The organism is Qipengyuania flava (assembly GCF_011762005.1).
GTDB lineage: Bacteria > Pseudomonadota > Alphaproteobacteria > Sphingomonadales > Sphingomonadaceae > Qipengyuania > Qipengyuania flava.
Genome location: NZ_JAASQU010000001.1, coordinates 1251211 through 1266618 on the forward strand (window position 1 = coordinate 1251211; position 15408 = coordinate 1266618).

Annotated in this window: 9 protein-coding genes; 2 read left to right on the forward strand and 7 right to left on the reverse strand. The window is 62.6% G+C overall.

Annotated features, from left to right (window positions below):
- Positions 1 to 42 precede the first annotated feature (42 nt).
- The 4 genes from FHS69_RS06195 to FHS69_RS06210 form a co-directional block, all read right to left on the reverse strand.
- Entirely contained in the window at positions 43 to 513 is a 471-nt protein-coding gene (locus FHS69_RS06195; RefSeq protein WP_166776922.1) for a MarR family winged helix-turn-helix transcriptional regulator, read from the reverse strand.
- A gap of 68 nt (positions 514 to 581) precedes the next feature.
- Complete coding sequence (locus tag FHS69_RS06200) at positions 582 to 1451, reverse strand: crotonase/enoyl-CoA hydratase family protein (RefSeq protein ID WP_166776923.1); 870 nt, start codon at positions 1449 to 1451, stop codon at positions 582 to 584.
- 174 nt (positions 1452 to 1625) lie between these two features.
- Entirely contained in the window at positions 1626 to 2411 is a 786-nt protein-coding gene (locus tag FHS69_RS06205) for an SDR family NAD(P)-dependent oxidoreductase (RefSeq protein ID WP_067462798.1), read from the reverse strand.
- Positions 2412 to 2515: 104 nt separating this feature from the next.
- The gene (locus FHS69_RS06210; protein WP_166776924.1) at positions 2516 to 3688 is read right to left on the reverse strand and encodes an acetyl-CoA C-acetyltransferase; all 1173 of its coding nucleotides are present in this window, start codon (positions 3686 to 3688) and stop codon (positions 2516 to 2518) included.
- Positions 3689 to 4112: 424 nt separating this feature from the next.
- On the opposite strand from FHS69_RS06210, the gene FHS69_RS06215 reads away from it, so the two are divergent.
- Positions 4113 to 7037, forward strand: a complete 2925-nt coding sequence (locus FHS69_RS06215; RefSeq protein WP_166776925.1) for a TonB-dependent receptor domain-containing protein — start codon at positions 4113 to 4115, stop codon at positions 7035 to 7037.
- Positions 7038 to 7191: 154 nt separating this feature from the next.
- Here the strand turns inward: FHS69_RS06215 and FHS69_RS06220 are convergent, their stop codons facing one another.
- Together FHS69_RS06220 and FHS69_RS06225 are read right to left on the reverse strand one after the other, a co-directional pair.
- Positions 7192 to 8988: a putative 2OG-Fe(II) oxygenase gene (locus tag FHS69_RS06220; RefSeq protein ID WP_166776926.1), complete on the reverse strand. Its 1797-nt coding sequence runs from the start codon at positions 8986 to 8988 to the stop codon at positions 7192 to 7194.
- On the reverse strand, positions 8988 to 9461 hold the full coding sequence (locus FHS69_RS06225) for a hypothetical protein (protein ID WP_166776927.1): 474 nt from the start codon (positions 9459 to 9461) through the stop codon (positions 8988 to 8990). Before FHS69_RS06225 ends, FHS69_RS06220 begins: the two co-directional genes overlap by 1 nt.
- Positions 9462 to 9714: 253 nt before the next feature.
- On the opposite strand from FHS69_RS06225, the gene FHS69_RS06230 reads away from it, so the two are divergent.
- On the forward strand, positions 9715 to 12714 hold the full coding sequence (locus tag FHS69_RS06230; protein ID WP_166776928.1) for a TonB-dependent receptor plug domain-containing protein: 3000 nt from the start codon (positions 9715 to 9717) through the stop codon (positions 12712 to 12714).
- Positions 12715 to 12795: 81 nt separating this feature from the next.
- On the opposite strand, the gene clpB is transcribed toward FHS69_RS06230, so the two are convergent.
- Positions 12796 to 15372, reverse strand: a complete 2577-nt coding sequence (clpB, locus tag FHS69_RS06235; protein WP_166776929.1) for an ATP-dependent chaperone ClpB — start codon at positions 15370 to 15372, stop codon at positions 12796 to 12798.
- Positions 15373 to 15408 lie beyond the last annotated feature (36 nt).

Consider the following 15408-nt stretch of genomic DNA (forward strand, 5'->3'; position numbering starts at 1 on the left):
CGCAGCCGCTAACCGATCGATTGCGGGAAGCCTGTCCGGCAGTTAGTCGGCCAGGCTTTCCGCGTCGAAATCGCCGGCCTGGTCACGCACGCGCGTCAACATGTCGAGCAGGCTGGCGCGCTCCTCCTCGCTCAACACCGAGAAAAGCTGTTCCTCTATCTTGAGCGCCAGCGGCATGATGCCCGCATGCACCGCGTGCCCTTCCGCAGTGAGTTCGAGCATGTGCGAGCGACCGTCGCTGGCATTGGGCGAGCGCTGCACCAGCCCGCGCTCTTCGAGCCGCTTGCACGCACGGTTTACCGGCACCTTGTCCATCAGCGTCTGTTGCGACAGCTGGCGCTGCGTCAGCGTTCCGTGATCGCCCAGCACCGCCATGATGCGCCATTCGGTCGTCTTGAGCGCGAAGCGCTTGCGATATTGTTCGGCAATACGCGTCGAGACCGCATTCGAGGTGATCGACAACTGGTAGGGCAGAAACTGGGCAAGGCGTTGGGCAGGCTGATGTTTGGACATGCCGGCGACCTTGGAATCGCGCGCTGGCCTTGGCAAGGCCGTTGCGGCTGTGACCGTCACAAGCGCAACTATCGATAGGCCGGTTGGTCCCACCACGGGTAGAAATCGGGCATGTCCTCGCTGACGGTATCGGGATAGGCCGGTGCGCGCTTTTCGAGGAAGCTGGCGATACCTTCCTTGGCATCCTCGCTGCGGCTCAGGCGATAGATCGCCCGGCTGTCGACCTTATGCGCATCCATCGGATGGCCCGCTGCCCCCAGACGCCACAACATCGCGCGGGTCATCGCTACCGACACGGCGGAAGTGTTTTCGGCAATCTCGCGCGCGATGCCATGCGCCGCGTCGAGCAATTCCCCCTGCGGATGGACCGAGCGCACCAGCCCGCGCTCATGTGCTTCGGCGGCGTCGAAAATGCGCCCCGTCATGCACCATTCGAGTGCCGTCTGCATGCCCACCAACCGCGGCAGGAACCAGCTCGATGCGGCTTCCGGAGTGATGCCGCGTCGCGCGAACACGAAGCCGAACCGCGCATTGTCGCTGGCGAGTCGCACATCGAAGGGGAGTTGCATCGTCGCCCCCACGCCCACGGCGACCCCGTTGCAGGCGCCGATCAGCGGTTTTTTCGAATCAAACAACCGCAGCGTGAGGCGCCCCCCGCCATCGCGCACCCGTTCGTCCGACAGGTCCTCGACCGGGTTGGGATCGGAGAAGACATGGCCTCCGTCCTCCGGAGTCAGGTCGGCGCCGGCGCAGAAGGCCCGGTCGCCATGTCCGGTGACGATCACCGCACGGACACTGTCGTCGGCATCAGTGGTGTCGATCGCGTGGATGATTTCGTCCATCATGACGCGGGTGAAAGCGTTCATCTTCTCCGGACGATGCAGCGTGATGGTGGCAACGCCGCCGGCGATATCGAGCTTGATCTGACTGTACGACATGGTTGGATTCCTCTCCGGTCGGGTCGCCGGAATGGACCTCTCAGGATCCTTGCCCCGGCTCTGCAAAGCAAAACGCCCCCGCCCGCGCCATTTTCGGCATGCGGTCGAGGGCGTGAAGGCATTCATGCCGGCAAGGCTACGATCCTTGCCGGCACTCAGACGGTCGCGATGGGATCACCGCGGCGCCATGCGAATGGCACCGTCGAGGCGCACGTCCTCGCCGTTGAAATAGCCGGTTTCGATCATGCACATGGCAAGCTTGGCGTATTCTTCGGGCATGCCGAGACGCTTGGGGAACGGCACCGATGCGGCGAGCGCTTCCTTCACCTGCGGCGGCGCAGCGTTCATCAGCGGGGTTTCGAAAATGCCCGGCAGGATGGTGTTCACGCGGATACCTTCCTTCATCAGGTCGCGCGCGATCGGCAGCGTCATGCCGACGACGCCGCCCTTGGATGCCGAATAGGCCGCCTGGCCCATCTGGCCGTCTTCGGCAGCGACCGAGGCCGTGTTGACGATCGCACCGCGATTGCCTTCTTCGGTCAGCGGGTCGAGCGTCATCATGCCCGCTGCCGACTTGGCGATGCAGCGGAAGGTGCCGATCAGATTGACCTGGATGACGAAGTCGAAGGCCGAGAGCGGGAAATGCTTGATCTCGCCGCTTTGCTTGTCGCGGCTGGCGGTTTTGATCGCATTGCCGATGCCCGCGCAGTTGACGAGGATGCGCTCTTGCCCATGCGCCTCGCGCGCCTTCGCAAAGCCCGCATCGACGTCTTCGTCGCTCGTCACGTTGACCTTGCAGAAGATGCCGCCGATGTCCTTGGCGACCGCTTCGCCCTTCTCTTCGTTCATGTCGAAGATGGCGACCTTCGCGCCCTTTGCGGCGAGCGCGCGTGCGGTGGCCTCGCCAAGACCCGAGGCGCCGCCGGTCACGACGGCGGGAGTGTTGCTGCTGACTTCCATGGATTGTCCTCTCGATTCGATGTCCGGCAACGCCGGATTGGGGTTCGGATGAATGTGCCTAGCGGGTCGCGGCCCCGGCTTCCACCGGGACCGCACGCTCCGCCCTAAAGGGCTTCGACGATAGTGACGTTGGCGACTCCGCCGCCTTCGCACATGGTCTGCAGCCCGTATTTCTTGCCGCGCGCCTTGAGCGCGTGAACCAGCGTGGCCATCAGCTTGGTGCCGCTGGCGCCCAGCGGGTGGCCCAGCGCGATCGCGCCACCATTGACGTTGAGCTTGTCCGGATCGGCGCCCGTATGCTTGAGCCATGCGAGCGGAACGGGGGCGAAGGCCTCGTTGACCTCGTACAGGTCGATGTCGTTGATCGACATGCCCGCGCGCTGAAGCGCGCGATCGGTCGCGAACAGCGGTTCTTCGAGCATGATCACCGGGTCGCCCGCAGTGACGGTCAGATTGTGGATCCGCGCCAGCGGGGTGAGGCCGTATTCCTTCAAGGCCTGCTCGCTCACCACCAGCACCGCGCTCGATCCGTCGCAGATCTGGCTGCTGCTCGCGGCGGTGATCCTGCCTTCGGGGCTGAGCAGCTTGACGCCCGCAATGCCTTCCAACGTGGCATCGAAGCGGATGCCCTCGTCCACCGTATGACACTCGGCACCCTCAGCGGTTTCGATGTCGACGCCGACGATTTCGTTCTCGAAGGCGCCCGACTTGGTCGCCGCGATCGCCTTCTCGTGGCTGGCCAGCGCGAAGCGGTCGAGATCGTCCTTGGAGAAACCGTGCTTCTGCGCGATCATCTCCGCACCCATGAACTGGCTCCACTGGATGCCGGGGTACTTCTCCTCGAGGCCGGGCGATTTGTAGTTACCCAGCCCTTCCTTCATGTGGAACATCGCGGTCGACCCCATCGGCACGCGGCTCATGCTTTCCACGCCGGCGGCAATGACCACGTCCTGCGTTCCGCTCATGACGGCCTGCGCAGCGAACTGGATCGCCTGCTGCGAAGAACCGCACTGGCGATCGATGGTGACCGCGGGCACGCCTTCGCCCAGATGTTTGCTGGCGAGTACCGCATTGCGCCCGACCTGCATCGCCTGCTCGCCGCCTTGACTGACACAGCCCATGACGACGTCGTCGATCGCCTTTGCTTCGAGCCCGCTGCGCTCCATCACCGCATCGAGCGATGTCGCGGCGAGATCGACCGGGTGTACTCCGGCAAGGCGGCCACCGCGGCGGCCGCCGGCAGTGCGGACGGCTTCGACGATATAGGCTTCGGGCATCGGCATCCTCATTATAGGTTTCTAAACAGGACCGTTTGCGTAAGCCCACCTTACGTAAACGTCAAGCGATCCGCGCGGCTTTGTTTTCCCGATGTCTCGAACGGCGCCGCAGACGCGCAATTTCCGCCAAGCAGGAGGTGTGACCTGCGCACCACACCTTCAGCCTCAAACCTGCCAAAATGTAACAAAAGCTTTGCATTCGGCGCGTCCCTAAAGGCACATGCCAGCTTCCACTGGAGGGAGTGGATATGCTTTTCGTCGATTGACGATTGCGGATGTCACATCCCTCCCAGGGGTTCCTTGGAGATCCGACCTCAGGGGTCGGTCGATCAATAGAGGGATTAACAGAGTGAAACTCCACACCTACTTCAAAGCAAGTGCGGCACCCGCTGCCCTTGGCCTTGCCCTGCTTTCGCAGCCGGCAATGGCCCAGGTCGGTCCTGCCGACGAAGCGACCGTCGACGATCCGACGGCAACCTCGACGGGGGCGATCGTCGTTACCGGTTCGCGTATCGCGCGTCCCGATGTCGACAGCGCCAGCCCGGTCACCGTCGTCGGTGCGGCCGAAGTCGCCGACACCGGTACGGTCCGCGTCGAAGATCTGGTCAACTCGCTGCCGCAGGTTGTCGGCGGCCAGAACGCCTTCATCGCCAACGGCGCTTCGGGTACGGCCACGGTCGACCTTCGCGGTCTCGGCACGTCGCGTACGCTGGTTCTGATCAACGGCCGCCGCCTGCAGCCGGGCGATCCTGGCCTTCCGGCAGCCGACCTTAACCAGATCCCGGCTTCGCTCATCGAGCGCGTCGAAGTTCTGACCGGTGGTGCTTCGGCAACCTACGGTGCCGACGCTGTGGCCGGTGTTGTCAACTTCGTCATGGACACCGACTTCGAAGGCGTTCGTCTCGATGCGACCTATGGCTTCTACCAGCACGACAACGGCACCAGCCAGATCGTTACCGATGCTGGCGATTCGATCCTCGACCGGAACGCAGCACGCGGTTTCACTCCGCCCAGTGGCAATGACGTCGGCGGTTCGCAGTACAATGTCGAACTGACGCTCGGCGCTTCGTTCGACGATGGCCGCGGCCACGTCACCGGCTATGTCGGCTATCGTGAAGTAGACGCGCTGCTTCTCGGCGACCGCGACTATTCGTTCTGCGCACTCACCGGTTTCGGCAGCTGCGGCGGTTCGTCGAACGCGATCAATGCGACCGTCACCGATGCGTTCTTCAACTACACCTTCACCACGGGCCCGACCCTGGTGGCGGATGGTTCGGACAACTTCGGCGCACCGTTCGAAGCGTACAACTACAACCCGATCAACCACTTCCAGCGTCCTGACACTCGTTACACCGCAGGCTTCTTTGCGGACTACGAGATCTCGCCGGCAGTTACGGCCTATGCCGAGTTCATGTTCATGGACGACCGCTCGCAGGCCCAGATCGCTCAGTCGGGTACCTTCTTCGCCGAAGCCTACAACATCTCGTGCGACAGCCCGCTGTTCAACGATGCACAGGGCGACTATCTGTGCGGCCTGATCGACGGCAACGCCGACTCGGGTGACACGGTCGTCGACGGCATCATCCCGCTGTACATCGGTAAGCGTAACGTCGAAGGCGGTCCGCGTTTCGACGACCTGCGTCACACGGCTTATCGCCTTGTCGCCGGTCTTCGTGGCCCGGTTACCGACTCGATCCGTTACGATGCGTCGATCCAGTACGGCACGACGATCTTCCAGCAGAAGTACAACAACGACTTCTCGGTTTCGCGTCTGCGTAATGCCCTTCAGGCAACCATCGACCCCGACACCGGCGACGTTGTCTGCCAGTCGGTGCTCGACGGTTCGGATCCGAACTGCCAGGTCTACAACCCGTTCCAGGGTTCGGGCATTGTTGCCAGCGGCGATCCGCGTGACGGCATCACCCAGGCAGCCATCGACTACGTCAGCATTCCGCTGCTTTCGACCGGTGAAGTCGAAGAAGTCATCGCCAACGCATATCTCGCAGGCGATCTGGTTTCGATCGGCAACAGCACGCCGATCGGCTTCGTCCTCGGTGCCGAGTATCGTGAAGAGCTGATTTCGACCCGCAACGACGCTGGCTTCCAGACGCAGGACGGTGCCGGCCAGGGTAGCCCGCAGCTTGACGTGTTCGGTAAGTTCGACGTCAAGGAAGTCTTCGGCGAACTTCGTATTCCGATCATCGAAGACAGCTTCGTGGACCTGCTGGCCCTCGAACTCGGCTATCGCTACTCGGACTACAGCACGGGTGCATCGACCGACACGTACAAGATCATCGGCGAGTTCGCTCCCGTCGACTGGCTCAAGTTCCGTGGCGGCTACAACCGCGCTGTCCGCGCCCCGAACATCCTGAACCTGTTCGCACCGAACCGGATTGCGCTGTTCTCGGGCAACGATCCCTGCGCAGGTGCCACCCCGGTTTACTCGCAGGCACAGTGTGTGAACCTCGGTGTTCCCACCAACCGTTATGGTAGCGTTCCGGTCAGCCCCGCTGGCCAGTACAACCAGTTCATCGGCGGTAACCCGGACGTTGAGCCCGAAAAGGCCGATACCTACACCGTGGGTATGGTCGTCGAGCCTGACGCTTTCATTCCGGGCTTCGTGATGGCTGTCGACTACTACGACATCAGTATCGACAATGCGATCTCGACCATCGGTGCGCAGACCACCATCAACCAGTGCGGTATCACCGGCGATGCGTTGTTCTGTGACAATGTGAACCGTGCCCCGGGCAGCCTCGCGCTGTGGGTCAATGGCGGTTTCGTCAACAACACCACGCTGAACATCGGTGGTGTGGAAACGAGCGGTGTCGACATCTCGGCTTCGTACAACCGTTCGATCGGCGCAGGCCGTCTGAACCTGTCGTTCAATGGCTCGTGGCTCAACGACTTCACGATCGACACCGGCATCAGCACGGCAAACACCGACGGTCGTTTCGACTGCACCGGCTACCACGGTAACAACTGTGGCACGCCGCTGCCCGAATGGCGTCACCAGATGCGTCTGGGTTACACCTTCGACTTCGGCTTTGGTGCGTCGATCCGCTGGCGTCACTTCGGCGCTGTCGATTGGGATCAGCGCAGCAGCGATGCCGATCTGGGTACGGGTGCGGCAGCTTCGGTTGGCGACATCGGTGACCAGAACTACTTCGACCTGACGCTGTCGTATGACCTCGACCCGGTCATGCTGCGCTTCGGCGTCAACAACCTGTTCGACAAGGAACCGCCGATCATCGCCAGCAACTACGGTGGCACCAACGGCAACACCTATGTCGAAACCTATGACCCGGTCGGTCGTCGCATCTTCATGAGCGCGACCCTCCAGTTCTAAGCTTCGGCTTCACGAACACATGGAAAGGCGGGCTTCGGCCCGCCTTTCTTTTTGCCTATCCCGCGTCTGTTGCAGAGAAACAGGCAGCCGTTTGAAACGAGCCCGGAAAGGGGCACGGAAGCACGATCAGTTTTATCGATCAGCTCGGCGGGGCTCAGCCGAGTTCAGCGTCGAAAGCTACCGTCAGTCGTTCACCTGCGGAAAACGGCCGCGTCCCATGCCACGCCCACGACGGGAACAGGGCCAGCATGCCTTCTTCCGGCCGCACGAGACGGACCGGCTCCCAATCGAGACCGAATTCGCGCGGAGCCTCTCCCACGAACAGCCAGCCATCTTCGGGGCCTTCGCCCAGGCCATCTCCGCTACCGAGAGTTTGGGGCAAGGCGATATAGCAGGCCGAGCTCACGTCACCGCGATTATGGATGTGTGCGACGTGATACCCCGAGCTCTGCAGGCGGACCGACCACGATCCGGTAAAGCGGCGAACTTCGCGCGGCAATGAAAGCCAGGGGTGCTTCGGATCGTGCGGTGGAAGCTGTGCGAGATACTCGGCAACGGCGTCTGCGATCGCATTGCGGAGTTCATCGATTTCGGGAGACATCCGGGCAAACAACATGCCGTCGGTCTGTGTTCCGCCCCGCAACGACTGTTCGAGTGGTTGCTGCCGTGCGCTGTGAACTCGTCGCAAATACTCTGCGAGCGCACCGAGGTCGCGAACCCGCCCGCCGATATCCAACGTTCCTACCAGCGCGCCGTGACGTTCGAGCCAGTGCCAGCGCTCGGGATCGCTGCCTCGCCATGCAAGTGAAAGGTAGGGCAAGATGTCCCGCGCATGCCCTGCCCTGAGGAGTTTCTGTCCGAGCCGCGAAAGCTCGTCCCAGCGGTGCATCCGGGCCAGCCAACGCGCTCGCAGCAAGTCTGCCCCGGTATCTCCATGGCGTGCGATCGCATCGAAGATATCCGCATGTGCGGCAAAATCATCCGCTTCGCACGCCGCCCTTGCGGTCATCAACTCGACCTCGCACCGGTCGCCGAGCGCGACCCGCGCGCGCCGCGCGATCTCCATGGCCGCAGCAGGATTGCGATGCCGTTCGGCCAGACGCGCATATTCGCCCCACACGGCAGCGGGGCAGCCGGGTCTCGCCACAGCATCGGCGAAGCCGGCAAGCGGATCACCTTCGAGCGCGGCTTCCCATCGGATCTGCGCGCGCGCGTGGAGCGCATCGATGTTGAACGGCTCCGCGCCGATGACCTGGCCCAGCACGCGGTCGGCGTCGTGACTGCGCCGTTCGGCGTGGAGCGCCGCGGCATATTTGACCGCCAGCCCCATGTCCCTCGGGACCGCCGCAAGCGCGCGATTGAAATGCGCGAGACTGGACCTGCCCGAATCGAATTCGGCATAGGCGCGGACGGACAGCGCCATCGCATCGTTGGGCGCCCGCGCGAGAACGTGCTCGCTAGCCCTTATTGCCGGCCCGGTGGCAAATTCCTCGCGTTCGAGAAGCGCCAGATTTCGCCACGAACGAAGATGCTCGGGATTTGCCGCAGCAAGTCGGCGAAGGTCGTCGAGCGCATTCGGTCGACCCAGCCGGCGATGACGCAAGATGGCGAGGTCGATCGCCGCATCGACCAGGCCGGGCTCCAGCTTCAAAGACTTGGTGTAGGCTTTTTCCGCCTCTTCGAAACGGTGTGCATCGTCCAGCGCACTGGCATATTCGGCCCACAGCGGCGCGTCGCGCGATGCGGTTCGCAGCGCCTTTTCGAGCAGTTTGGCCGCTCCACGGGGATCGCCTTCCGCGCGTGCCAGTCGCGCCGCGAGGTAAAGCACCGTCTTGTCGCGCGGCAGCGCCTTGCGCAGCGGGGTCAGCGCGGAGCGCGCGTCCTTCAACCGGCCTTGTTGCAGCGCCGCTTGCGCCACCTGCAGCGCCCTTTGCGCGCTGGCGATGTCCATCAATCGATGCGCTTGACGCCGCGCCAGCCCCGCTTGCCCGCAATCGACAGTTTGAAAGTCCCCAAGGCACCCCTTTCGATGGTTACCTGCTCGCCCGGCTGGAAGAAGCCATAACGCAGCGATCCCGAACTCTTCGCCTCCCACACGCTTCCATTGTCGAGTTGGAAACGGAGGATGTTGTATGTCTGATTGAAGTCGACATGCGTGATCGTGCCGGTGAAATCATCGGCTACGTCCTGCTGGTCGGCAGCGAGATTGCCGAAATTGTCGCGCTGCAACTCCTGGCGCTCGGCCTCCGCGACTTCGTCCACTCCGAATATCGCGTCCATTGCTTCGTCGAAACATTCGAGCCGCTGTGACTTGCGCTCAATCTCGCGACATTGCAGCAAGCGCGCGTCATTGCCTGTTTCCTGAGCGCCAACCCCGACGGGTACGGCCAGAACAATGGCCGCGAGACCAATGAGACGCTTCATTGTTTGCTTCCCTCTTCCGGAACCGGCCCAAATGGCCGCGTTCCAACCTAACAGATTGTCATTCCCTCACAAGACGATGGCTCCGAATTCCACCGTGCACTTCGCCATTCGGTAGTGTTGCAGAAAAATGACACTCAGATAAGCAATTACCCGTAGACGACCAAATTCGACGAACGACCATTGCGGGACTCATGCCCGCGCGCCCAATGGGCCCCGTGCAATATCGCACAGGTCGCAAATCAGGGAATACATGATGACCTTTACCCCCCCGTTCGCACGGGGCCGGCGTCTTGCGCTCTTCACGAGTGCAGGCATCGCCGCCCTTGCGATTTCTACGCCTGCGTTCGCGCAGGAAGTCGAAACCAATGAGGAAGGGCAGCTCGAAGCTGCTGAAACTCCCAGCAACGCCATCGTTGTCACCGGTTCGCGCATCGCATCGCCGACCGTTGAATCGCCTGCGCCGCTGCAGGTCGTCGACGCTCAGGTGATCGATGACGCCGGTGTTACCAACATTCAGGAAGTCCTGCTCGAGAACCCCGTATTCGGGACCCCGGGACTGAGCCGTACCAACTCGGCCTTCCTGACGTCGGGCACCGGTGTTGCTACCGTCGATCTGCGTGACCTCGGCTCCGACCGCACTCTGGTGCTTATCAATGGCCGTCGCGTCGTTGGCAGCATCGCCGGCTCGGCAACGGTCGACCTGAACGTCATCCCGACGCAGTTCATCGATCGCATCGATATCCTGACCGGCGGCGCCTCTTCGCTTTACGGTTCGGACGCAATCGCGGGCGTCGTAAACTTCGTCTACAAAGAGAACTTCGAAGGCATCGAAGCCAACGCACAGTACGGCATCACCGAAGAAGGTGACGATGCGCGTTACCAGGCGAACATAACTGCCGGCACCAATCTGTCCGGCGGCGATGGCAACATCATGGTCCACTTCGGCTATTCGAACGAAAAGGGCCTGCTTTCGAACAGTCGCCCGAACACCCGGATCGATGATCTCGACTCGATCTATTTCGGTGGCGAGTTCGGCGAACCGACCGAACCGTATTACTCCAGCTTCCCCCCCCAGGGTCGCTTCGTCACCTCCAACGGGACCTTCACCTACGATCCCAACGGCAACCTGCAGGATTGTTTTACCACCAATGGCCCGACCTGCACGGCGACCATCGGTTCGGGTACCGGTCCGAACGGTTTCAACCGCCAGGACTTCCGCACGCTGGCAGTTCCGGTCGAACGTTACCTGTTCGCGGCACGCGGCAATTACGCGCTGTCGGACAACATCAGCCTTTTCGCTGAAGGTACGTTCAACAAGACCACCTCGTCGCGCATCATCGAGCCGTTCCCGCTTGAATCGGGGGGTGCCAACGGGATCTTCCCGACCGACGGTGGTTTCAACATCGAAAACTACCTTCCGGGCACCAGCACGATCGTAGCCAACCCGTTCGTTCCGGCGGAAATTCTCGCAGCAGCGACCGATTCGAATGGCGACGGGCTGCGTGACATCGGGTTCGCCCGCCGTCTGTCCGAATTCGGCGGCCGTACCGGTTCGACCACGCGCGATTTCTATCGTTTCGTCGTCGGCCTCGAAGGTGGTCTGTTCGACGACAAGTTCAGCTGGGATATCAGCTACAACTACGGCGACGTCAGCGAAAACCAGGTCTCCTCGGGTCAGGTCAATGTCATCAACTTCCGCGATGCACTCGCCGTGCGTTCGGAAGTAGGCGATGAGAACGGCAACGGCATCGCCGGCGAGGCGATCTGTATCGATCCCGAAGCGCGGGCAAACGGTTGTGCTCCGGCCAATATCTTCGGCGCTGGCAGCATGTCGCAGGATGCCGTCAACTACATCCAAGCGCAGGGCACCTACCAGACCGGGATCACCCAGCAGGTCGTCCAGGCCAATCTCTCGGGTTCGCTCTTTGAGCTTCCCGCAGGTTCGGTCGGCATCGCCGTTGGCGCCGAATACCGCAAGGAAAGCTCGTTCTCCGACAATGACGCGCTGACCAATGCTGGCCTCAACGCCGGTAATGTCCTGCCCGACACCAGCGGTTCGTTCGACGTGAAGGAAGCCTATGGTGAAATCCGCGTCCCGGTGCTCGCCGACACTCCCTTCTTCGAGATCCTCGAAGTCGGCGCGGCGGCACGTGTCTCGGACTATTCGACCGTTGGCACCACCTTCAGCTGGAACGTGACCGGCACCTGGGCTCCGGTGGATGACCTCCGGTTCCGCGCAACCTACGCCAAGGCGGTTCGTGCTCCGAATGTGGGCGAACTGTTCTCGGGTCTGTCCCAGACCTTCCCGAGCGGTCTGACCGATCCCTGCGAAGGCATCGGTGCCACCGGCGGCGGAGCACTGGGCGACAATTGTCGTGCAGATGCGGGCGTAGCTGCAAACATCGCTGCAAACGGTACGTTCACGCTGAACCAGTCGGACATCCAAGGTATTTCCGGCTTCAATGGCGGCAACCCCGACCTGCAGGAAGAAACCGCGACATCCTTCACCGCGGGTGTCATCCTGAACCCGCGGTCGTTCGATGCGCTGCGCAACCTGACCATCACCGCCGACTACTACGATATCGAAGTAGAAGACGTGATCTCGGGCTTCCCGCGTCAGTTCAGCCTCGACCAGTGCTATGGCCAGGGCAACGCGACGTTCTGTGATCTGATCACGCGTCGTCCGACCGCAACGGCCGTCAACAGCGCCGGTTCGATCGACCTGATCAATTCGCTGTCGGTCAACGCCTCGGTCCTCAAGACCTCTGGTGTCGACGTGACCGCGACCTGGTTCACGGGCCTCGGACTACTGGACAACGACCGCCTGTCGCTCCGCGGTGCATACACGCACATCCTCGAGTATGACTTCTTCTCGCTTCCGGGTGGCGATGCCGACCGGGCCGACGGTGAAGTCGGCACTTCGAAGGATCGCTTCACCGCGAACCTTGCTTACGGCACGGGCGACTTCCGCATGTCGTTCACCGGTACCTTCATCGGCAGCGCCTATATCGACGATCAGTTCGATGGCTCGCGCGTCTATGAAATCCCGGCTGAATTCTACCTCGACATGCAGACGACGTTCTTCGCTGGCGACACGTACGAATTCTATCTCGGCGTCGACAACCTGCTCGACAACGATGCCCCGAACATCCTCAGCGGTGTGACCGGCAACGTTACCGGGTCGGACACTGCCGCAGACGTCTACGACGTCTTCGGTCGTCGCTATTACGCTGGTGTTCGCCTTCGCTTCTAAGGCCTCGGCAACTAACGGCACAAAAGAAAGGGCCCCGGGAAACCGGGGCCCTTTTTCGTTTCGGCATCGCGTCCGGCGCGATCAGGTGATCGTCATCGCCAGTTCGCCGTCGCCCTCGTCGATCGCAACCTTGGAGCCGTCGGGGACATTGCCCGCAAGGATCATGTCCGCCAGCGGGTCCTGCACGTAGCGCTGCACCGCACGCTTGAGCGGGCGAGCGCCATAGACCGGGTCGTAACCCACCCGGCCGAGCCACTTCTTCGCCGCCTCGGTCAGGTCGAGCACGATGTTGCGATCCTTCAGCAGCTTCTGCACCCGCGCGACCTGGATATCGACGATCGGCGCCATGTGTTCCTGCGCCAGACGATGGAACAGGATGATCTCGTCCAGCCGGTTGAGGAACTCGGGGCGGAAATGCCCGCGCACCACATCCATCACCTGCGGCTCGACATCCGCGACCTTCTGGTCGTCCTCCATATTGGCCAAATACTGGCTGCCGAGGTTCGACGTGAGGATGATCAGCGTATTGCTGAAGTCCACCACACGCCCTTGCCCGTCGGTCAGCCGCCCGTCGTCGAGCACCTGCAGCAGCACGTTGAACACGTCGCTGTGCGCCTTCTCGACCTCGTCGAACAACACCACCTGGTAGGGCCGGCGGCGGACCGCTTCGGTCAGCACGCCGCCTTCCTCGTAGCCGACATAGCCCGGAGGCGCGCCGATCAGCCGCGCAACCGCGTGCTTCTCCATGAACTCGCTCATGTCGATGCGCACCATCGCGCTGTCATCGTCGAACAGAAAGCCGGCGAGTGCCTTGGTCAGTTCAGTCTTGCCCACGCCGGTCGGGCCTAGGAACAGGAAGCTGCCCAGCGGGCGGCCCGGATCCTGCAGGCCCGCCCGCGCACGGCGGACGGCCTTGGACACGGCATCGATCGCCTGGCTCTGGCCAATGACGCGCTTGGCGAGGATGTTTTCCATGTCGAGCAGCTTCTCGCGCTCGCCTTCCATCATCCGGTCGACGGGAATGCCCGTCCAGCGGCTGACCACCCCGGCGATGTCGTCCTCGGTAACCTCTTCCTTGAGCAGCGCATTGTCGGTGTGGCCGGCCGCCTCCTCGAGCCTGGTCTCGAGTTCGGGAATGCGCCCGTATTGCAGTTCGCCGGCCTTGGCGAGGTCGCCCGCGCGCTGCGCCTGCTCCAGTTCGAGCCGCGCCTGGTCGAGCTCTTCCTTGATCCGGCCTTCGGCATGAATTTTGTCGCGCTCGTTCTGCCACCGCGTGGTCAGTTCGCTGGACTGCTGTTCGAGCTCGGACAGCTCCTTGCGCAGCGTGGCGAGACGATCCTTCGAGGCGCTGTCGGTTTCCTTCTGCAGCGCCTGTTCCTCGATCCGCAGTTGGATGATCCGCCGATCGAGCCCCTCGATTTCCTCGGGCTTGCTTTCCACCTCCATGCGGATGCGGCTCGCAGCCTCGTCCATCAGGTCGATCGCCTTGTCGGGCAGGAAGCGGTTCTGGATATAGCGATTGGACAGCTGCGCCGCCGCGACGATCGCGCCGTCGGTGATGCGCACGCCATGATGCAGCTCGTACTTGTCCTTGATCCCGCGCAGGATGCTGACCGTGTCTTCCACGCTGGGTTCGTCGATATAGACCGGCTGAAACCGCCGCTGCAGCGCGGGGTCCTTCTCGACATACTTCTGGTATTCGTCGAGCGTGGTGGCGCCGATGCAATGCAGCTCGCCGCGCGACAGCGCGGGCTTGAGCAAATTGCCCGCATCCATGCTGCCTTCGCTCGCGCCCGCGCCGATCAGCGTGTGCATCTCGTCGATGAACAGGATGATCTGCCCCTCGGCACCCTTCACTTCGTCGAGCACCGCCTTCAATCGTTCCTCGAACTCGCCGCGATATTTAGCGCCCGCGATCAGCGCGCCCATGTCGAGCGCCATCAGCGTGCGCCCTTTCAGGCTGTCGGGCACGTCGCCATTGGCGATGCGCAGTGCAAGACCTTCGGCGATCGCGGTCTTGCCCGTGCCGGGTTCGCCGATCAGGGCGGGATTGTTCTTGGTCCGGCGGGCGAGGATCTGCACGGTCCGGCGGATCTCCTCGTCACGGCCGATGACGGGATCGAGCTTGCCGTCGCGCGCCGCCTGCGTCAGGTCGCGGGCGTATTTCTTCATCGCGTCATAGCTTTCTTCCGCGCCCGCGCTATCCGCGGCGCGTCCGCCGGTTACTTCCTGGATCGCGGCCTCGAGCGACTTGGCATCGATCCCGGCAGCCTTGAGCGCCTTGCCCGCGTCATTGTCCGCCAGTGCGAGAGCCTGCAACAGGCGCTGGACGGGAACGAAGCTGTCGCCCGCCTTTTCTGCCAGCTGTTCTGCGCTGTCGAGCGCGCGTACCGCATCATTGTCGAGCCCCGGCGTCTGCTGCGCACCGCCGCCCGATACCGCGGGCACCTTGGCCAGCGCGTTATCGACTTCGGTAATTGCCACGCCCGGATTGCCGCCGGCGCGCTGGAGCAGTTGCGCGGCCATGCCCTGCTCGTCGTCGAGCAGCGCCTTGAGCAGATGCGCGGGCGAGATCCGCTGATGGTTCAGGCGGATGGCGACGGTCTGCGCAGCCTGGAGAAAACCCTTGGCGCGGTCGGTGAACTTTTCGAGATTCATGCAAACACCCCAATCACAAATTGCCGTCCGAATATG